General features: G+C 43.3%; 18 protein-coding genes. 8 read left to right on the top strand and 10 right to left on the bottom strand.

Annotated elements, in window-relative coordinates; translation table 11 throughout:
- Positions 1–41 precede the first annotated feature (41 nt).
- The 3 genes from PBAL39_RS11170 (at position 42) to PBAL39_RS11160 (ending at position 4,959) form a co-directional block, all read left to right on the top strand.
- Entirely contained in the window at positions 42–857 is an 816-nt protein-coding gene (locus tag PBAL39_RS11170; protein WP_008241425.1) for an AraC family transcriptional regulator, read from the top strand.
- Between the two features lie 181 nt (positions 858–1,038).
- Positions 1,039–3,042 carry a transglutaminase domain-containing protein gene (locus tag PBAL39_RS11165; protein WP_008241424.1) on the top strand — a complete coding sequence of 668 codons (2,004 nt, stop codon included), beginning with the start codon at positions 1,039–1,041 and terminating at the stop codon, positions 3,040–3,042.
- Positions 3,043–4,959 (top strand): DUF3857 domain-containing protein, encoded by a 1,917-nt coding sequence (locus PBAL39_RS11160; RefSeq protein ID WP_008241423.1) that lies wholly within the window; start codon positions 3,043–3,045, stop codon positions 4,957–4,959. It begins immediately after the preceding gene.
- Positions 4,960–4,973: 14 nt separating this feature from the next.
- On the opposite strand, the gene PBAL39_RS11155 is transcribed toward PBAL39_RS11160, so the two are convergent.
- Together PBAL39_RS11155 and PBAL39_RS11150 are read right to left on the bottom strand one after the other, a co-directional pair.
- Positions 4,974–6,248, bottom strand: coding sequence for a pitrilysin family protein (locus tag PBAL39_RS11155; RefSeq protein WP_008241422.1), 1,275 nt, complete (start codon positions 6,246–6,248; stop codon positions 4,974–4,976).
- Positions 6,241–7,485 (bottom strand): pitrilysin family protein, encoded by a 1,245-nt coding sequence (locus tag PBAL39_RS11150; protein ID WP_008241421.1) that lies wholly within the window; start codon positions 7,483–7,485, stop codon positions 6,241–6,243. Before PBAL39_RS11150 ends, PBAL39_RS11155 begins: the two co-directional genes overlap by 8 nt.
- A gap of 99 nt (positions 7,486–7,584) precedes the next feature.
- Between PBAL39_RS11150 and PBAL39_RS11145 the strand changes: the two genes are divergently transcribed.
- A complete protein-coding gene (locus PBAL39_RS11145; RefSeq protein ID WP_008241420.1) occupies positions 7,585–8,709 on the top strand; it encodes a CofH family radical SAM protein in 1,125 nt (374 codons plus the stop codon).
- Positions 8,710–8,804: 95 nt separating this feature from the next.
- Here the strand turns inward: PBAL39_RS11145 and PBAL39_RS11140 are convergent, their stop codons facing one another.
- Both PBAL39_RS11140 and PBAL39_RS11135 read right to left on the bottom strand, forming a co-directional pair.
- Positions 8,805–9,647 (bottom strand): ferritin-like domain-containing protein, encoded by an 843-nt coding sequence (locus tag PBAL39_RS11140; protein ID WP_008241419.1) that lies wholly within the window; start codon positions 9,645–9,647, stop codon positions 8,805–8,807.
- Between the two features lie 18 nt (positions 9,648–9,665).
- The gene (locus PBAL39_RS11135) at positions 9,666–10,367 is read right to left on the bottom strand and encodes a ferritin-like domain-containing protein (RefSeq protein WP_008241418.1); all 702 of its coding nucleotides are present in this window, start codon (positions 10,365–10,367) and stop codon (positions 9,666–9,668) included.
- Positions 10,368–10,611: 244 nt separating this feature from the next.
- Here PBAL39_RS11135 and PBAL39_RS11130 point away from each other — a divergent pair, with 244 nt between their 5' ends.
- From PBAL39_RS11130 to PBAL39_RS11115, 4 genes are all read left to right on the top strand, one after another.
- Positions 10,612–11,391: a LytTR family DNA-binding domain-containing protein gene (locus PBAL39_RS11130; RefSeq protein ID WP_008241417.1), complete on the top strand. Its 780-nt coding sequence runs from the start codon at positions 10,612–10,614 to the stop codon at positions 11,389–11,391.
- Positions 11,378–14,332, top strand: coding sequence for a histidine kinase (locus PBAL39_RS11125; protein ID WP_008241416.1), 2,955 nt, complete (start codon positions 11,378–11,380; stop codon positions 14,330–14,332). Before PBAL39_RS11130 ends, PBAL39_RS11125 begins: the two co-directional genes overlap by 14 nt.
- A 518-nt stretch (positions 14,333–14,850) precedes the next feature.
- Complete coding sequence (locus PBAL39_RS11120; protein ID WP_008241415.1) at positions 14,851–15,039, top strand: hypothetical protein; 189 nt, start codon at positions 14,851–14,853, stop codon at positions 15,037–15,039.
- Positions 15,040–15,111: 72 nt separating this feature from the next.
- Complete coding sequence (locus tag PBAL39_RS11115; RefSeq protein WP_039866471.1) at positions 15,112–16,230, top strand: hypothetical protein; 1,119 nt, start codon at positions 15,112–15,114, stop codon at positions 16,228–16,230.
- Here the strand turns inward: PBAL39_RS11115 and PBAL39_RS11110 are convergent.
- From PBAL39_RS11110 to PBAL39_RS11085, 6 genes are all read right to left on the bottom strand, one after another.
- Complete coding sequence (locus PBAL39_RS11110; protein ID WP_008241412.1) at positions 16,227–16,553, bottom strand: helix-turn-helix domain-containing protein; 327 nt, start codon at positions 16,551–16,553, stop codon at positions 16,227–16,229. The two genes, PBAL39_RS11115 and PBAL39_RS11110, sit on opposite strands and share 4 nt — an antisense overlap.
- Positions 16,554–16,595: 42 nt before the next feature.
- On the bottom strand, positions 16,596–17,951 hold the full coding sequence (gene murC / locus PBAL39_RS11105) for a UDP-N-acetylmuramate--L-alanine ligase (protein ID WP_008241411.1): 1,356 nt from the start codon (positions 17,949–17,951) through the stop codon (positions 16,596–16,598).
- A 54-nt stretch (positions 17,952–18,005) separates the two neighbouring features.
- On the bottom strand, positions 18,006–18,845 hold the full coding sequence (gene prmA / locus PBAL39_RS11100) for a 50S ribosomal protein L11 methyltransferase (RefSeq protein ID WP_008241409.1): 840 nt from the start codon (positions 18,843–18,845) through the stop codon (positions 18,006–18,008).
- Entirely contained in the window at positions 18,845–19,609 is a 765-nt protein-coding gene (gene tpiA / locus PBAL39_RS11095) for a triose-phosphate isomerase (protein WP_039866470.1), read from the bottom strand. The genes prmA and tpiA overlap by 1 nt, the downstream gene beginning before the upstream one ends.
- Positions 19,610–19,670: 61 nt before the next feature.
- Complete coding sequence (locus PBAL39_RS11090) at positions 19,671–20,849, bottom strand: GlmU family protein (RefSeq protein WP_008241405.1); 1,179 nt, start codon at positions 20,847–20,849, stop codon at positions 19,671–19,673.
- Between the two features lie 71 nt (positions 20,850–20,920).
- Positions 20,921–21,169, bottom strand: a complete 249-nt coding sequence (locus PBAL39_RS11085; protein ID WP_008241403.1) for a type B 50S ribosomal protein L31 — start codon at positions 21,167–21,169, stop codon at positions 20,921–20,923.
- Between the last annotated feature and the right edge of the window lie 247 nt (positions 21,170–21,416).

Genomic DNA, 21,416 nt, shown 5'->3' with positions numbered 1-21,416 from the left:
ACATATATTTGTTAGATCCAGCCATATCAATCCTAGTCCGCATGACCTCGCAGCAAAACGATGCTTTGTTATTCAATTTAGATGAACATACAGAAACCACCTACGTGTGGCACAGTAAGTTTGAAGACCGTTTTAAAGACCACCATCACAAAAAGGGACAGCTGACTTACGTGGAAGGCGGAGTGATCTTTTTATACACCAGGGAGCAATCCTATTTCATTCCGGCACGCCACTATGTATGGGTTCCTGCCGGGGTCACACATCACCTGGAACATCGCTACAGGTCCACCATCGTCCGTAATGTCTATTTCAACGCAAAAAATGAGATTGATCATTCTTTTTTTGATCACATCGGCATTTATCCCGTAAACGATCTGCTGCTGGAAATGTTGAAATTCTCTGAGAACTGGAACGGCAACATTTATCCGGGTTCGTTTGAATACGGCTTTCTGGAAACACTGAAAAGTATTCTGCCGGCCATCAGTAAACACCCGCTTCCCATTGTTGTTCCGACAACCGATAACGAGCGTCTGCGGCCGGTATTGTGGTACATTAGGCAACACCTATCCGAAGAGCTGACCCTTGAAAAAATTGCGTTAGAAACCGGCTTTAGCGAGCGTACATTGTCCAGATTGTTTCAGGCCTCCTTAAAAACATCATTCTTTCAGTACCTGAAGCTGGTGCGGATGACGAGGGCCATGGAGAAACTGCTGGAGACAGACCGCACCGTGACTGAGATCGCCTACGAGGTTGGATACGACAGCATCGCTGCTTTCAGCAACACCTTTTATAAAATGACAGGTCAGCGTCCATCCGCGTTTAAAGAATTGAAACTATCCAGTTTAACACAGAATTAAACTCAGCTGATTCTTTGGGGCTGCAAACCAATATAGTGATCTGTAGCACATAGATCAATAAAATCCGCCATAATGACTGATAAACATCGGCTCGGGTGTGATGTAAAAAAAATAATTGAAAATATTTTTTTTACTATAAAGATATGTCTTATACTTGCATAAATTTTAATAAACGCTTTTCATGAATAAGCCAAAAGTTCTCGTCCTGTGTCTGCTGTTTATAGCTACACTGTCCAGTTACGCTCAAAAAAAAGAATCCATTGTCAAAATGTTCAAGTATGGAAAAATTGAGCCTTCAGAATTTGAAACGAAGGTAAGCGGTACAGATTCCGCCGCCGCCGCTGTAGCCCTGTTTGATGTCGGTACCGGATGGTTTGAGATCAGTCCGAAAACGCAGGACTTCGTATATGTTTTTGAGCGTCATACGAGATATAAGGTCATCAATAAAACAGGTTATGATGTCGCAAACCTGGAAATCCAGCTGTATAGACAAAGTGGAGGTGAGTCAACCCTGGAGTATATGGATGGTGCGGCATACAACATGGAAAATGGCAAGATGGTCGTCAGCAAGATCAATAAAGACGCCAAGTTTTCGGAAAAACAAGATAAAAATTACACCCTGAAGAAGTTCACGTTGCCGAATGTTAAGGAGGGTACAATCGTGGAATTTAAGTATAAAATGAAATCCGATTTCACCTTTACCCTACGCCCATGGTATTTCCAAAAGGAAATCCCGGTGTTGTACTCCCAGTATTCTGTAAAAATACCGGAGTACCTGACCTACAAAAGTACCCCCGGAGGATTTATTTACTTAAACCCAACGCAGGAGATGGTAAACGACAATTTTTATTATAATGGACAGCGGTTTGACTTCAGCGCCAAAAAGATCCAATACATTGCCGAAAATGTGCCTGGTCTTAAAGATGAAATGTTCGTCACGACGATGGATGATTATGTGAGTAAGATTGAATTTGAGCTCAATGCGACAAAATATCCGGGGCAGGCCTACAAAACGTTCACGAGTACCTGGCCTGAGATCGTGGGATTATTGCAGGAGGACGAGAATTTCGGCACCTTCACCAACAAACATGGCTTCAACAAAACGCTGTTGCAGACCATCGTTAAAAATGAAAAGAATCCGGACAGTATCCTGAACCTGGTGTTCAAATATGTGAAGAACAACATCAAATGGAACGGCCAGGAGTCAAAATATACCAGCACCACCACCCCCAAAAACATATTTGATAAAAAATCGGGAAATTCTGCAGACATTAACCTTACCGTGTATGCGCTGTTGAGGGAAGCTGGCATTACGGTAAACCCGGTACTGATCAGCACACGAAGCAACGGGCAACACCCTGGTTTTCCAATGATTACCAAGTTTGACAACGTCATCCTTCAGGCAAAAATGGGCGAAAAGACCGTTTTATTGGATGCAACAGACAAGAACCATACACCTGGCCTCATCTCCTACTCCAACCTCAATCATGCTGGTTTCAAAATAGACCTGGATGCAAAGAATGGTGGATGGATTTCACTGGATGATGAGGTGCTGAGCCGTAAGGCCATCACCTACAACCTCCTCCTTGATGAGGAACACAAGCTGAGCGGAAAGTTATTCATTTCTTCCAGCAATTATGAAGGCCTCAGAAGAAGAAACAGCTACCAGGCTGAAGCAACGGAAGCTGAATTCCTGAAAACTTACAAATCAGACAAACCAGGACTGTCCATCAAAAATTACTCCGTGCTGAACATGGACAATCCCGGCGAACCACTGGTGGAAAGCATGGATGTTGACATTGAGGAAAACATTGAAGAAGCGGGAGACCTCACCTATTTCACGCCCCTGTTGTTTGAACGTACCAAAGAAAACCCCTTCAAACTCGATGAAAGGCAATTCCCTGTAGATTTCGCCTATCCATTTGAGGAAACCTACCGGATTTCAGTTGAATATCCAAAAGGTTACCAGATTGATAAAATGCCCAAAAGCGAACGTATGATTTTACCGGACAACATCGCTTCCTTCACCTTTATCTTCGCAGCTGAAGATGGCAGGATGGTGCTTTCCAGCAAGATAACGGTACCAAAAGCGGTGTATTCGGCTGAAGAGTATCATGGATTAAAGGAACTGTTCATGAACATCGTGAGAAAACAGTCTGAGCAAATTGTACTAAAAAAAATATAAATGAAACTGATGTTATCCTGCAGAAAAAGCATATTCCTTGGCCTGTCCTTCCTTGGTTTTTTTAACGTTGTGAAAGCACAGGGCACATATGACGTCGCTAAAATCCCGGCAGCATTGCTGGCCAATGCTTCAGTCGTGGTGCGGCTCGAAGATCAGGTTTATGACCTTAAAAATGCGGGTGCTGCCACCTACGAGTACAAAACAGCTGTAACCATCATCAACAAAAATGGGGAAAGCGCCTCTAATATGAGCGAGTACTATGATAATTTCTCTTCAATATCCAACCTGAAGGCAACGATGTTTGATGCAAAGGGGACAAAGATCAAGGATTATAAAAGCTCAGACTTCAAGGACCGGAGTGCCATATCCGGATATTCGTTATATGAAAGCAGCAGGGTAAAGTACCTGGAATTTCTGCAATCCAACTACCCCTATACCATCGAGTACAGTTACACGGTGACCTATAATGGGATGACCAGCTACCCTTCCTGGAGACCTGTAAGCAGATGGGGATATGCGGTAGAGCAAAGCAGCTATACTTTTAGAATTCCACAATCGATGAATTTCAAGTACTTGAAAAGTCAGGGACTAAAAACAGACTCGACATTCGTAAAAGACAAAATCCAGTACAAATGGAGCTGTAGTGCCATTCCTGCTATGGAATATGAGCCATTGAGTACCGGCTTACGTAACCTGACACCCTGGGTATCTCTTGCTCCCAATGAGTTTGAGTACGACCATACCAAAGGAAACATCACCGATTGGAAGAATCTGGGTGCCTGGATGTATGGCCTGAGCAGCGACAGGCAGGTCCTTTCTGAGCCTGCAAGGGCAAAGGTGCAGCAGCTGATCAAAGATGTAAAAACTGACCAGGAGAAAATCAGGATTTTATACCAGTACCTGCAGCAGAACACCCGTTATGTAAGCGTTCAGCTTGGTATCGGCGGACTCAGGCCTATCGCCGCAGATAAGGTGTCGGCAGTCAACTATGGCGACTGTAAAGGGCTGTCCAACTACATGAAAGCCATGCTTCAGGAAGCGGGCATCAAATCCAACCTTGTCGTGATCGGCAATGACATGCCTTCCCTGAATGCGGCTTATGCCAGTCTGGACCAGGCGAACCACATGATTTTATGTGTGCCTGGTGTTCGCGATACCACCTGGCTGGAGTGCACCAGCAATTATAAACCTGCCGGCTTTATTGGGAACAGCAATGCAGACCGGCTGGTCCTCCTGATCACTGAAGAAGGTGGCAAGCTGGTAAAAACGCCTGTATACAGCCCTTTGAGTAATTATCAGAAGCGACATGCGACGGTAGACCTCGATGATAGCGGCAATGCATCAATTCAATTGCAAACGAACTATGGCAACGCGCAATATGAGGACAACATGGGCATCATGCTGATGGAACCTGTAGAGCAGCACAAGCGTCTGATGCACTCCTTAGACATTCCAAATGTGAACATTTCTTCTTACACGTATACGCAGCCGGATAAAAACCTTCCTGTTCTGGAAGAGAAGATCAGCCTGAAGAGCAGTCAGCTGATGAGCAATGGCGGTGGAAAGTTGTTCATCACCCTGAACCTGCTGAACAGGCAGGAGAATACCCTCTCGACAATTGAAAACAGAAAGACAGCCTTTGCCGTAAATTATGGTTATGTGGATGAGGATGAGATCACCTACCATATCCCGAAGGGTTATAAGGTAGAGTTTGTGCCCAAAGACCTCAACATTGAATCGGAATTTGGAAAATACAGTTGTCAGATCAGGGTGAAAGACAATACCATCGTCTATCGAAGGACGAAGAGCATGACCAACAAAAAATATCCTGCAGAGAAGTACAATGAATATGTAGCCTTCAACAAGAAATTATATCAGGCAGACAAGTTAAAAACGATCCTGGCTAAAGTTGAATAGCCAGGATCAGTTTTTTATTTTTTTCCGGCAATGACCTTTGTAAAGCCATCAGTATTGAGGTATGTGTTGGCCAGACGTTTGATGTCATCAGCAGTAATGGTTTTCACGGTATGGATATAGCGCTCATAATACTTATGGTCGAGGCCCGAGAAATACGTGTTCTTAAACTTGTCAGCGTGCGAAAAAGCATTCTCCAGGCTTCCAAGCATGGCGCCAAGCATATAGTTGCGCACAAGGTCCAGTTCAGGTTCTTCTACGGTTTCTGTTTTCAGCAGCTGGATTTCTTTTTCGATCTCCTGTAATGCCGACTGGCAGACGTCTGCACCTACTTCCGTGGCGATGAAGAAATAGCCGGCGTCTTTTAGGGAGACTGCTGCAGAGCCAATTCCATAGGTATACCCTTTATCCTCCCTGATGTTGGCCATCAAACGGGATCCGAAATATCCACCCAGCAAACAGTTCATCACCTGGAAACCAGGAAAATCCTCATGACTTCTGTTGATGGCGAGTGTGCCCATGCGGATTGCGGACTGTATGGCATCCGGGCGTTCAATCAAAATCTCAGTACCTTCAGTCGCAGTAAATTCAAATTTGTTGGTCAGAGAAAGCTCATGATTGGACCAGGGTTTTCCAAGGATATCATTCAGCACATCAAATTCCTTTTGCTCAAACTTACCCGCAACAATGATGGTGCAGTTCTCCGGTTGATAAGCTGCCTTAAAATAATCCAGCAGATCGGCCTGATTCAACAGATCATAGTCGCTGGCGTCTATATTAGAACCGTAACTGGAATCTCCGAACAGCGCATGAGCGAAGTGTTTTCTTGCGAGAAAATCGTTCTTCTGCAGGCTCACCTGCAGGCTTTGCTTTTGGTTCTGAATGAAAATATCCAGCTCCTGTTTTGGAAAGATACTGTCATTTAGGATGGACCTGATGATCGGAAGTACTGCGGCAAGGTGTTTGTTTAAGGTGTAGACCTTAACACTCGACTGATCCGCACCATATTCCGTTTGCAGAAAAGCACCAAAATAATCTACGCGCGCGGCGATCTCCATCGCAGAGAGTTCAGCGGTACCATTGTTGATCAGGTGGCTGACGACTACGGCCTGTAGCGGCTTAGACTGGTCCCAGTTGACGTTTTCAAAGATAAACTCAATACGTACCAGTTCCTGTTGCCCCGCGTTGATGGTAAATACGGGAATTCCGTTATCCAGTTGTTGTTTCAGCGGGGATATAAAGTTGATTTGCTCCACCTGTTTTGACTCAGGTGCTAGTGTACGGTTAAGCATCTTTGGCGGTTAAGTAATATAAAGTTGAGGACTTTTCCTTAAGGAAAGTCTGCTGTGCAACGTTCAGTATGGAAGTTGCTGTCACAGCCAGGTATTTATCAATTTCTGAATTTAAAGCATGGGCATCGCCGAGGAGCTCATAATAAGCGAGGTTCATGGCCTTATCCAGCAGGCTCATTTCACCAAAGACGATGATGGATTCCGATTTATTTTTAACTTTCGTCAGTTCATCTTCAGTAACAGGTTCTTCAGAGATCTTACGCAGTTCAGCCCATACCGCAGCTTCGGCGGTCTCCATAGCCACACCTTCCACCAGTTTACCTTCGACGATAAACAGGCCTTCATCAAGACTGCTGGTCAGGTAAGCATGGATGTCGCTGAACAACTGTTGCTCTTTCAGCAGGCTGTTGTACAAACGGGAAGACTGTCCCTGGGAGAGCACATCAGAAAGCAGGTCGTAAGCCTGGTAATCCGGATTGCTTCTTGCAGGCATCGGGAAGCTGATGTAAAGGGCATTCAAAGGAACATCCGCGACTACGGTTTCAGTTCTGGCTTCGATCTGCAGGGGTTCTGCAGGTAAGTTGCGCAGGTATTTTTCTCCGGAAGGAATTGTACCGAACCATTTTTCCGCCAGCAGCTGCACGTCTTCGGCTTTTACATTGCCGCCAACTACCATGATGGCATTCTGAGGATTATAATGTTTTTTGAAGAAGGCCTTTACATCTTCCATACGGGCATCTTCAATCTGCTTTAAGTCCTGGCCAATTGTTGCCCAGCGGTAAGGATGCGCTTTATAAGCCAGAGGCCTGAGTTTCAGCCATACGTCGCCATAGGGCTGGTTGAGGTATCGCTGTTTGAACTCTTCACAAACGACGCTGCGCTGGGTTTCGAGACTCTTTTCTGAAAATGCGAGGCTCAGCATGCGGTCGCTTTCCAGCCAGAATGCCGTCTCCAGGTTAACGGAAGGCAAGGTGATGTAGTAGTTGGTGATGTCATTGCTGGTAAAAGCATTGTTCTCTCCACCGACCCGCTGTAGGGGTTCATCGTAACTAGGAATGTTTACTGACCCGCCAAACATCAGGTGTTCAAAAAGATGGGCGAAACCAGTCTTTCCCTCTTCTTCATCACGCGCACCCACATCATATAAAATATTTAACACTGCCATCGGGGTTGTGTCATCTTCATGAACAAGGACACGTAAGCCATTGGCCAGTGTAAAACGTTGAAATTCTACCATATTTATTTAATAATTCAGCCAAATATAGGAATTTATAGAAAAGGGAAATGTGATAATAATGTGAAATAAAAAGAAAGGAACTTATGGTATATTTGCAGTATGAATACTGCCGAACTATTGCATAGGGCACTGCAATTTGACTTTCTAACTCAAGAAGAAGGTGTTTTTTTGTATCACAATGCAGCTACCGCCGAACTTGCCTTTGTGGCCAACGAACTAAGAAAGAAACAAGTACCAAGTGGAAAAGTAACCTGGCAGATCGACCGCAACGTCAATACGACGAACGTATGTATTGCCAATTGTAAATTCTGTAATTTCTTCAGAAGACCGGGCCATGATGAAAGTTACATTACCGACATCGAAACATATAAGGTCAAAATCGAAGAGACTTTCCGTTTAGGGGGCGACCAGCTGCTGCTGCAGGGTGGGCATCACCCCGATCTCGGCCTTAAATTCTATGCAGACCTCTTCAAACAGCTGAAGGAACTTTATCCGGACCTTAAGCTACATGCCTTAGGCCCGCCGGAGATTGCTCACGTGGCTAAACTTGAAGGCATCTCACATACGGAGGTGCTCCGCACACTGAAAGAGTCGGGTATGGACTCCTTGCCTGGCGCCGGTGCAGAAATTCTGAACGACCGTGTACGCAGGTTGATCTCCAAGGGTAAATGCGGTGGTAAAGAGTGGCTTGACGTCATGCGTGCTGCACACCAGCTGGACATTACCACGTCAGCAACGATGATGTTTGGTCATGTGGAAACCATTGAAGAGCGTTTTGAACACCTGGTATGGATCAGAGAGGTACAAAGTGAGAAACCTGTTGATGCAAAAGGATTTCTGGCCTTCATTCCATGGCCTTTCCAGGACGATGGCACGCTGCTAAAAAGATTAAGGGGCATCAGCAATAATGTGTCCGGCGATGAATACATCAGGATGCTCGCGCTGAGCAGGATCATGCTGCCGAACATTAAAAATATACAGGCCTCCTGGCTGACTGTTGGAAAAAGTGTTGCAGAACTGTGTCTGCATGCGGGTGCCAACGACTTTGGATCAATCATGATCGAGGAGAACGTAGTATCGGCGGCAGGGGCACCACACCGCTTTACAGCGAAAGGCATTCAGGATGCCATCAGGGAAGCAGGCTTCGAGCCTCAACTGCGCGGACAACAATACAACTACCGCGAATTGCCGGAGCACCTGGAACAACAGGTCATCACTTATTAATAAGGGTCGATACTTACACCTGAAGATTAATACTCATCCATAAAAAAGGGGTTGGAAAACCTTCCCAACCCCCTATCCTAAACTTAAAACAAAAATTATCTGATAAATAGGCTTGCGATTTCCAATACCGCAGGCTTGGTTAATGGCTCATCGAAGCTTTCGACAGCTGCAGCCTTAGTGACTCCGGTTGCAATTCCGGTGATGGTAATGTCGGGTGCCTGGATGTCGAGGTTCTCCCCAGCATATACTTTATCAACCGCAGCAATTCCAGTATCATTTGCAACACCACCTGCACCTAAGCTGATCCATGGCTTAATGCTTGCACCACGTGCAGCACGCATTGAACGGATATGAGCCGCGTGACGGGCTTCCACAGAGTGGATCTGCAGGGCAATTGTAAGGTAATCAAGACCTTTAAGCACTGCCGCCTGACCTTTATAGGCACGGACACCGGTATCCTCAAAAGCCTGCGCTACAGCAAGGAAGGTATCATAGTTGGTATACACATCAGCAAAGGTATTCCCGGCAGTGAAGTCAAAATCGGTATAGGCAAACTCAACCGGGGTAGCACCGGCAGCAGTCACCGCACCTTTAAGCAGGTCAACGTGTGCTTTCTCATGGTCCCTGATGGTCGTGATTGCACCTAGTGGCGCACCTGAAGGAAGTAAACCTGGTGCAGCAAGAATGGAATGATTATAAAAATGATACTCCAGGTACTCCAGTGTCAATGCATAATTCAGCACATCCACGACAGCAGTTGGTACAGTTTGTCCGTAAGCTTTGTTAAACATAGAGCCTAAAGCCAACGGCACTGCTGATAAAGCTACTTTTTTACCAACATTGAAAAAGTCTTTCATCGCTGCTCTTCTAGGGCTTAAACGCTCATAGATCTCACCGTCAACTTTTTCTATTTCTTCAATTATATTTACAATATTCATGGTTTCTGATTTTGGGGATTAAAGATTGATTAGATTAATTTGCGTTTTCACATAAGCACCAGCTATGGCAAGCACTTTGTCTGGTTGCAATGCCTGGTCTAAGCCCTGCGCATTGACCACTTCACTATTCGCAAAGCTTCCGTTTGAAATGAGATCCCTGATTACTGCAGCATGACGTGCTTCAACGGAAACAATTTTACCAGCAGCGAGTAGGTAGGCATCTGTTTTTAATCTTTTACCTGCACCATTATAGGCAGCCACACCTAAATCTTCAAAAGCCTTAGCCGTAGCTAATACACTTGCTTTATCAGTAAAGTTGATGGCGGCGAAGTTCACTTCTAAACTGCCAATCGCTGCATTCCCCAGTGCTTTTTTGAAGTATTCACGGTGTGCAATTTCATGAAACTGAATATCCTGAAAATAAGCTCTTTCTGCCGCAGTAAATGCTGCAGGCGGATTTGAGGCTACCTGAATATAAAAGGCAGCTTCCAATTGCTCCAATGCGTATGCATAGTTGAGCACACCAAAGTCGTCCTTAAAATCGAGCGTAACACCGCCCATTCCATTGCCGTAACCACGGTCTTTCTTACATCCGGCGGCAACCAATGCAATCCCTGCGGCACCAGCACCAGCGTATTGCAGAAAAGAGCGACGCTGTAATTTCGCATCTAAAATGCTGTTTTCCTGCAGCACTTCGTTTTCTTGATTTGAGTTTTTCATAGGTAAATAGATTTGTTTTTTGGGTAGATATTTTAAGACAGATATTTTATTTTTCCGACATCATACAACTGAAAGTTTTACGGATATTCTAATACGTTTTAACAAAAAGACATATAAAAGTAAAAATATTGCCTATTTATAAATCACTTACGAAAGCTTATGAGACTTGGTTTTCAGTTTTGCTTAAGATTTATTATTAAGTCGCCTATTTTTTTGATAAATTCACCATTAAATCATTTATGCCGTGCTGAATACCATTATTGTTGACGATGAAGAATTTGCCCGTTCCTCCCTGTATTTCCTTCTGCAGGAACATTGTGAAGGAATCCATATATCAGGAATTGCCAAGTCGGTAGCAGAGGCCAGGACCTTACTTAAAAACAATGCCATTGACCTCATTTTCCTGGATATTGCCATGCCTGGAGAGAATGGGTTTGAGCTCATTCCAGATGTTCGGGAGTACCATTCCCATGTCATTTTCACAACGGCCTACGACCAGTATGCGCTTCGTGCAATCAAGGCAAATGCCCTGGATTACCTGCTTAAACCGATAGACATCGACGAGCTGAAAGTTGCGGTAGAAAAGGCTGAAAAATACATCTCCTTAAATAAAATGGAGAACAGCAGGGCCGACCGCCTGCAAAATCTCGCACAGAACCTGGCCGAAAAAACAGAAATCAGAAAAATCAGCCTTCCAAACGGGCAGGGTTATTCATTAGTGAGCATTGACGACATCATACATATTGCTGCAGACAGCAATTACTCTGTTTTTCACCTGTCAAATGGCGACACCATCACGGTTTCCAAGGTGCTAAAAGAATATGAGGAGCTACTGCCAGACCATCAGTTTGTGCGGATCCATAAATCGAGCATACTCAATCTGAATTACCTTAAGGAATACAATTCAAAAAATGGTATGGAGGTAATCTTGAAAAACGGGGAAAAAATTGCAGTATCCAGACGCCGTGCCAGTGAGTTTGCAGAAAAGATAAAATCATATACCCGCATTCATGGCGACCAGTAAATTCATACCGGTACGCCTCCGAAAAATAGCGGTTTCATTTCTTTTGATACTGATGCAGCTTCCTGCTTTTTCGCAAAGCACATTTTTACAACATTTTAATGCCAAAAGCGGCTTACCCAGCAACAACTGTTTTTACACTCTACAGGACAGCAAAGGGTTCATCTGGATTGCTACTGATGCCGGAGTCAGTCGCTTTGACGGCAAAGTATTTGAAAATTTCTCCATCAATGACGGCTTGCCGGACAACCAGATCCTCCAGCTTAAGGAAGATAAAAGCGGCAAGATTTGGTTTTTGGCATTAAATGGCCAACTGAGTTACTTTTATAATGGCCGGATTTATAACGAGACCAATAACCAGCTGCTGAAGGTACTGAAACTGAATGCTGTCGTTGTTTCTTTCTTTCAGGACAGTAAGCAACGTATCTGGCTGGGCACGAACAAAAACCTGCTTGTGATGTGGGATGGCAAGAAGGTCACAAAATACATCTCAGCAAACCACAACAAGCAATTTATCAACACCTTTACACACGAAGATGAAGAGGGGAAAATCTGGGCGGTCAGCAACACCTCTGTTCGTGTCCTAGAAGGAAACACCTTCAAAGTAGTTCCCCATCATACCCTGCCCCTATCCTACAAAACTTCATTGAACCTGCCCGACAGGACAATGGCCTACCTCGACCAGAAAGGCCTGAACATCAGAAGGGCCGGACAGGAGTCCAGGCTCATGAAAGTGGAGAACAGTCTGTTGAATAACGAACCCGGTTATTTTTATGCAGGCAACAAAGACGGTTTGTGGCTGAGCAATGCTTCCGGGATTTATCATATTGACCAGCAAAACCGAACCACACGTTATCTGGAGAACATTTCCTCTAGCCAGGTCATCAAAGATGTAAAAGGCAACATGTGGTTTACGACCAGCAATGGCATTTATATGCTACCGCAGAAAAATGAGCGCCTGTATGTGATTAATAAGTCGAATGGCCTCAGCAGCGACCAGGTGAAAAGTGTGGCCAAGGATGCGAATGGACATCTATGGATGGGTCTTGATGAAGGGCGCTTAAATGTGATCAACATGGACGACATGAAGGTGGCAGAAATAAAAGTGGGCCAGGAGAAAACTTACAACATCATTAAACAAATTGCATTCGACACCGCAAACCACCTCATTTACTTTGCTTCGGATTATGGACTCGGACGATTAAGTGATCATCAGCCGAAAAAATCAAAAATTGAATTTCTGACAGAAGCGAACAATTTCCTGTTTGTGATCAAGAGTTTTAGTCTGGGGCCAAAGGAAAATCTGGCACTGGCACTTTCCTCGGGTGTGGTCATTATCCCGGACCGGCTGAAGCATTTCAGGTACACCTCCAAATCCCTGAAACGCGGTGAGGATTATTTTGACAATCGTGCTTACCGGGTTTTCTATGACCAAAACAAAAATCTTTGGTTTTCGAATGTGAATGGGCTCACGATGTTTTCAAATGGAAAACTCTACAATTACTTCGAGACCCAGCAGCTGCTCACCAAGAGAATTAACGACATCCAGCAGTTGCCCGACCAGACGCTTGTCCTGGCTACTGATGGCAACGGCCTGATCTTTATTAAAAATGGTAAAATCACTAAAGTCATTACACAGAAAGACGGGCTCACGGACAACATCTGTAAAAAGTTGTTCATCAAGGGCAACTATACTTGGGTGGTGACCAACCATGGCATCAACAGAATTTCTTTTGATGGTCAGCAGGCGATTGTAAAAACCTTTGAATACACCAACGCACTTTTAAATGACGATGTCAACAGCCTTTTTATAGATGACAGGGAAGCCTATTTTGCAACCAACAATGGTCTTGTCTACTTCTCTTATGATAAACCCGACAACAGTGCCATGGCCCCGCAGGTGCTGGTCACATCGGTTATCAGTAACAAACGGATCCTCGGTGCCAATCCAAAGACACATGTACTGGATGCGGACAGCAACAACATTGTTTTTTACTATAGTGCCATCGACTTTCAGAACCGCAACATCACCTATCGATACAGACTGAATGAGGATATTGCCTGGACAGAAACCAAAAGCCGCCGCCTTGAATTTTCGTCATTGGAACCAGGGAAGTACCGTTTTGAAATCAGTGCCAAGTCGGGCAGCAGCAAATGGAGCCCCCCTGCCAGGGTAGATTTTGTCATGAAAGCCCATTTCTGGCAAACCAATGGTTTTCTGTTCCTGTTGATCATCATTGCGGGTTTTACACTCTACAAGCTGGCTGTGGTGATCACAAAGTCACAAAAAAACAAAGAACAGGAACAACTGCTATTGAAGAACAAGATTTTGATGCTGGAGCAGCGGGCGCTGCAGGCCATGATGAATCCGCATTTTGTATTTAATGTGATGAACTCCATCCAGCATTACATCAATACAAAGGATACCGCATCGGCCAATAAGATCTTAACCGGTTTCGCCAAACTGATCAGGAAGAACCTGGAGATCTGTACCAAGAGTTTTATCGGTTTGGAAGAGGAGCTTGATTACCTGGAGCTGTACCTTAGCCTGGAGAAAAAAAGATTCGGGGATAAACTGGTGTACCGTATCGCCGTAAATAAGGACATTGACAAAGAAGAAACGCTGATTCCCTCGATGATCCTGCAGCCATATATAGAAAACGCCATCTGGCATGGGATAATGCCAAAAGACGAAGGTGGAAAGATCGATATCCTTATTGACCCTGAAGATGGCGCCTTATTGATTAAAATCATCGACAATGGTGTTGGTATAGAGAACTCATTGAGAAATAAAAAAGGAGAACACATCAGCAAAGGCATGGCATTAACCAAAGAAAGGATCAATTTGCTGAACCAGGTTGAAGCAAATCCTATAAAAATTACGGTACAGCAATTGGGAGCTTCAGGCACGGAAGTATCGATTTTAATCCCATTTTACCAGTAAATTACCGTTTACTCATTTACAACTACCACTTACTAACTTTAAAATAATCAATCTGATTTTTGCATTAAACTTGTTATAGATATTAAAGCGAACAAGATTTCGCAAGAACGTTCTTATAGAATTGATCAAAGATATTTTTACCTAACCTAAAACTATATCTCAATTCAGGTTTCATTTGTGTGTTAAAAAATGGTAAAGTTCATAGCTTTACCATTTTTTTTGAGTCTGTTTTTCGGATGGCGCTCTGGCAACAAAAACCCCAATAATTTCATATAAAATTTTATTGGAAATACGACTCTTTGCTGAAGATAAACAGCAAAAAAAACACTAGCAAAATGTGGCGATAAAACAAGAAGAATAGTTAATTATTTTTTTCAATTTCCTCTTTTCTAAATCTATTTTTATACTAATTTTGACGCACCAAAAGATCAAATAAACACTGTTGTATATATTTAAAAAGATTTTTTGTAATTTTAACAGAGCAATACAAACCCTTACTGAACTTATTTTTTTTTGTAATGAAAACATCAAAAAACAGCGTGAACAAAAGTCGTCAATTTGATCCTGAAATTGACATGGATGATTCGAGTGAAGAAACTGGTAGACAGAAAACATTTCAAGATGATGATGATGATGACTTTGACATGCCATTAGATGATCTTGATGGGTTCGATAACTTCGGTGACGACGACGACGACGATTATTAAAAACAACAAAACATAGCATTTTTTAAGCATCCTTTAAGGATGCTTTTTATTTTAATCCCCTTAACAGAAAATATGCAGATTCTACGAGTATCCGATCATCAGCAAAAGAGACAATTCCTGGATGTCGCCAACTTAATTTATAAAGAAGACCCAAACTGGATCCGTCCCCTTGATCAGGATATCGAGAAAATTTTCGACCCCAAGCAAAATGATTTTTTTAAACATGGACACTGCCAAAGGTGGATCTTAAAAACAGATACCGGAGAGGTCATTGGCAGGGTTGCTGCCTTTATCAATGATAAAAAAGCACATCAGTATGAAGTGCCCACCGGGGGGATGGGATTTTTTGAATGTATTAATGATCCCGCTGCAGCGATAGTGCTCTTCCAAACGGCCGAGCAATGGCTGAATGAACAGGGTATGAAAGCTATGGACGGCCCCATCAATTTTGGAGAGAACGACTCCTTCTGGGGTTTGCTCGTAGAAGGCTTTACGCCGCCTTCTTACGGCATGAATTACCACCCGGAATACTATTATTCGTTTTTCAAAGATTACGGCTTTGAGACGTCTTATCAGCAAATCACAAATCACCTGGCAGTCCGGAAACCATTTCCCGAGCGTTTCACCAAAATTGCCAACTGGGTGGCCAATAAACCAGGCTATACTTTTGAGCACTTCTCAAAGAAGAATTCTGATAAGTTTGTGGCTGACCTCATGGAGATTTACAACGATGCATGGAAGGATTTTGAAAAGTTTGTGCCGATAAAAAAAGAAACGCTGGAGGAGAGTTTCAAGCAGATGGAAGCAATTATGGATGAGAAACTGATCTGGTTTGCTTACATCAATGGAGAACCAGCCTCCTTTGTTGTCATCATTCCTGATGCAAACCAGCTCATCAAAACATTTAACGGAAAACTGGGATGGATAGAGAAGCTGAAATTTGTGTACAAACGCTGGGTTGGGGTCAACAGGATGCGTGCGATTGTAATGGGCACAAAACAGGCCTATCAGAAACACGGACTGGAATCCGCATTATTTATCAAATTGAAAGAATATGTTCTACCGCTCAATCAGTATGATGAGCTTGAGCTATCCTGGGTGGGCGACTTCAATGATAAGATGTTATCGATCCACGAAGCTACAGGTGCCGTTTTTGGTAAACGCCACCTGACGCTGCGCAAAATATTTTAGCCCCTGATTTCTTCGTAAAGGTCGATCACCTTCTTTTGAAGTTTGATGATCTCTTCTTCTCTTACAGAAAGTTTCTGCTTCAGTGCATTGATTTCTTCAAAATTAAGGGATTGGGGATTTTCTCCTTCTTTGGAGATAATGTCCATAGTCGACACCTGAAACAAATGCGCAATTTGTTCAAGTCTGGAGATGTTAATGTCTGTGATGCCGGTTTCAATCTTCGAAAATGCAGGAATAGAAATATTAAGACGTTTTGCCACTTCACCTTGGCTCCAGCCATTCTTTTGGCGCAGTTGTCTAATGTTTTTTCCAATAACGTTCATATAATAAATTTAGGTATAAAGGTGTACTTAATTAATACTTTATTATTTCGTGTTCAACTCCTGTGCCAATTTCGTCAAATCTAAACCACCAAAATTTCCGGAACTCATCAATAAGAGATTAACATGATCAAAATTTATACTCATAAGGTATTCAGACAGCAAATCAGAACTATTAAAAAACTGAATTTCAGTACTATTAAATGCTTTTTGTACCTCATCTTTACTAAATGGTGCAATTTTTTTCTGAACGAAGGTTTTTTCATCAATATATACAATCGCCTGATCAGCGTGAGTCATGGTATCTGCATACTGTGCTAAAAAATCTTTATTTAGACTGCTAAATGTATGTAACTCTATACACGCCACCAATTTCCTTTCAGTAAATTGTGTTTTCACCGCCTCAATGGTAGCTTTCAATTTGGAAGGAGAATGTGCAAAATCCTTGTACACATTAGTAGACGACGACGCCCTAAGCAACTCCAGGCGCTTCGCTGCACCGGTGAAGGAACTGATCGCTGCATGAAACATTTTCTCATCTATTTCAAGTTCAGCACAAACCAGCTTTGCAGCGTTGAGGTTCATGAGGTTGTGGTTGCCGAAAACAGACAGTGGTGTTTCATCAGCCAAAAGAGTAGTAATGCCATTTTTCACCTCATTCGCAGGGACGCCGTACCCTTTCTTTTCAATTTCTTTAGTAGACTGACGAACGACCTCTACCAGATCAACATCATCCTCACAGTAAATTAACTTTCCTCCAGGCTGAATGGTATCAATAAATAGCTCAAACTGTTTCTTATAGTCGTCAAACGTCGGGAACACATTAATGTGGTCCCATGCAATCCCGCTGATCACCCCTACATTTGCTTTATACAAATGAAATTTAGGCCTTCTGTCGATGGGCGAGGCCAAATATTCATCTCCTTCAATAATGATTACGGGCGCCTCGGAGGTCACCTTTACCATGGTTTCAAAACCCGCAAGCTGTGCCCCTACCAGGTAATCAAAGTCACGCTGGTAATAATTGAGCACGTGCAGGATCATGGAGGTAATCGTTGTTTTACCGTGACTGCCGCCAATGACTACACGCAGTTTCTCTTTGGTCTGCTCAAAGATATATTCAGGATAGGAATAGATTTTCAGTCCGAGTTCCTGTGCCCTCAGTAATTCCGGATTATCAACCAGAGCATGCATTCCCAGAATAACCGCATCCAGGTCTGAACTTATGTTTTCCGGGTGCCAACCTATATTTTCAGGCAACAGACCATACCGGGCCAGTCTGCTGGCAGAAGGCTCAAAAACAACATCATCAGAACCAGTTACCTGATATCCTTTTTTGTACAGGGCAATTGCGAGATTATGCATGGCGCTGCCACCAATTGCAATGAAATGTATACGCATAAGATAAATATAAATCAATGTCCGGGGGAACAGTTTAGTCCCCCGGAAATGATGTTACTGTTTAGTAAAGTGGGCTGCTACCCAGTTGCCGATTTTTTTATGATCATTATAGATGATACCGAATTTCTCACATTCTTCTTTGATCATTCCCAGATCGGGATCTTCATAGAAACCGCTGAAATAGATATCACCTCCCGGGTTCAGCACCCGGTTATAATCCGCAATCTGATCCAGCAGAATGTTGCGGTTGATATTGGCGAGTATTACCTCAAACTGTTGGGAAGGGATCACCTCTTTACCACCGCAATAGGCCACCAATGAGGTGACCTGGTTCAGGGCTGCATTTTCGAGTGTGCTGTCATAACACACATCATCGTTATCGATCGCCACAAGGCTAGTCGCCCCTCGCTTTGCAGCAAGGATGGCCAGGATACCTGTCCCGCAACCCATGTCCAGCACCTGCTTTCCTGAGAGCTTTGCCGACAACAGGTACTGCATCATCATGGTCGTGGTTTCATGATGACCGGTACCAAAAGCCATCTTAGGGTCAATCACAATCTCATACGTATAATTAGGCTGAGGTTCGTGAAAAGTAGCCCTGACATAACAGGAATCACTAATGATGAGGGGTTCAAAATTCTTTTCCCACTCTTCATTCCAGTTTTCAGCAGCGATTTCCTTAACTTCATAATGACAATCGAAATCACCCTCAAATTGAGACAGTACCGCTGAAAGTTCAGATTCGTCATAAGACGCAGCGTCAACAAAAGCCGCAAAGCCGTCCTCAGTGTCTTCAAAAGTATTGAAACCGATGTCGGCTAATTCTGCGATCAACAAATCTTGGTGATAATCAGCAATCTCCGAAAAATTAAAGGTTACCTGAATGTACTGCATTAAGCGTTAAACGTTTTAACAATATCTGCAAAATCCCTTGATTTCAATGAAGCACCACCAATCAGTCCGCCGTCGATGTCAGCCTGAGCAAACAGCTCTGCTGCATTTTTCGGGTTACAGCTTCCACCGTAAAGGATGCTGGTCGCATCAGCAACAGACGCATCATATTTAGCAGCAATTTCCTTACGGATGAATGCATGCACTTCCTGCGCTTGCTCTGCAGTGGCCGTAAGTCCGGTACCAATTGCCCATACAGGCTCATAAGCAATCACAATCTTAGCGAAATCTTCAGCATTGAGGCCGAAAACGCCGTTAGTCAATTGAGACTTCAATACTTCAAAATAAGTTCCGTTGTTTCTTTCGTCTAAAGTTTCACCGATGCAGAAAAGAGGTGTCAATCCGTTCTGAAGAGCGATTACTGTCTTTTGTGCCAGTAACTCATCGCTTTCCGCAAAATACTGGCGTCTTTCAGAGTGGCCGATAATGACATATTCGCAACCTACCGACTTGATCATCTTTGCAGAAGTCTCACCTGTGTAAGCTCCGCTTTCATTCTGATGGCAGTTCTGGGCACCGATCTTCACGGTATCACCACCAAGTTTTGCCAGGCTGTTTAAGTGAATAAAAGGCGCACAGATGACCGCAAGCTGATCACCTTTCTTTTCATCTCTTACGATATTAACAATTTCTGAAAATAAGGAAATGCCTTCCGCATAATCCAGATTCATTTTCCAGTTTCCGGCAACAATTTTTTTTCTTGTCATGTTTTTATTGTTTATCATCTATAAGATGCATGTACATCTCATAAATATTGGTTAATTCATTTTAAAAATGTCTGTATGCTTTGGTGAGCTCAAACACAGACTTCAGTAATTCCCGCTCCACTTCATCAAAAGCGATATTCCTCCGTTCAAAAACCTTCTCTGTTGTTTCGAACATTTTGTGCAGCTGATAGACCTCATAACCATGAGCTCCACCCCATGCAAAATCAGGAATAAAGTTTCTTGGAAAACCAGCGCCGAAAATATTGGCACTAACACCAGCCACAGTACCAGTATTAAACATCGTATTGATGCTGCATTTAGAATGGTCGGCCATGATCAGTCCGCAGAACTGCATTCCCGTAGCACGAAAATGTTCCGTCTGGTAGTCCCACAAACGCACTTCTGCATAGTTGTTTTTCAGATTGGAGTTATTGGAATCAGCGCCGATATTACACCACTGCCCCATTACAGAATTGCCAAGATAGCCCTCATGACCTTTGGACGAATACCCCCAGATCACGGCATTGTTCACCTCACCGCCGATCCTGCAAAAAGGACCGATGGTTGTTTGCCCGTAAACCTTTGCGCCCATTTTCAACTGGGAGTCGTGGCACAAAGCGAAAGAACCCCGAACATTGGAGCCCTCCCATACCTGGCTATTTTTTCCAATATAAATCGGGCCCTGCAGGCTATTAAATGTAGCGCATTCTGCTGTTGCCCCTTCTTCTATGAAAATATCATCGCCGAGCAGCACATTGGTGGAGCTTAATTTTGCCGAGCTGCGGCCTTTAGTCAGCAACGCATAGTCCTTTCTCAGTTCAGTATCGTTATTTCTGAAAATATCCTCCGGGTAAAAAATCCTGATAAATGAATCCCTATAAGAAATGGGCTCTAGGTCATTGATCATGGCGTCCTCATATCCGCTTGGGGCATTATCCATCTTGTAGGCAATCAGTACGTCGGCCTGTTTTAAAACCTGCCCTTTCCTAAGCACAGAAATTGCTTCAATCAGGCCTTTGTCCGGGCAAATCGAACCATTGATAAAAAGGCTGCCGCCAACCTGCTTAGGATATTTTGCGGAAAGATATTGTTGCGTCACGAATCCCACGGTAGCATCAAGGTGCTGTTCCCATTTTTGGGCAATCGTTAAAATTCCGATACGGAGATCTGCTACTGGTCTGGTGAATGATAAGGGGCGTAAGGATTGCCATGCATTATCATCAAACAAGTTTAATATCATAAGCAACAAAAATAAAAAAAGTCCCGAAGCAACAGCACCGGGACTTTAAAATAATTTCTTTTTGGCTATAATTACTTTTTAGCGTAACGGGTTTTGAATTTATCAATACGACCAGCAGTATCTACCAATTTCATTTTACCAGTATAGAAAGGGTGTGAAGTATGTGAAATCTCCAGCTTGTAAAGAGGATATTCATTGCCATCTTCCCACTGAACAGTTTCTTTAGTGTCCACACAAGATTTTGTTAAAAAAGAATAGTCATTTGACATATCTTTAAATACTACAAATCTATAGCTTGATGGATGCAGATCTTTTTTCATGTTAATATTATATAATTATATACTTATTTTGCTCTTATTTTAGGGATGCAAATATCCTAATTTTATTTTTGATTCACAAGTATGTGTGGAAAAAATTATCAAGCTTTGATCAGCATCACAAAATAATCAGAGGTAATTTACTGAAATACTGATAAGATCCAGTTTTGCAGGTCTTCCGCAACAGTTAAAAAAATGTAAAAATGCGGATTTTACCTATACCATCATAGCTAATATTTATAACTATTCG

Origin of the sequence: Pedobacter sp. BAL39 (assembly GCF_000170795.1) — a bacterium.
Classification (GTDB): domain Bacteria; phylum Bacteroidota; class Bacteroidia; order Sphingobacteriales; family Sphingobacteriaceae; genus Pedobacter.
Note: the sequence above shows the minus strand (reverse complement) of the source record. Positions and strands in the feature narration are given on the sequence as shown.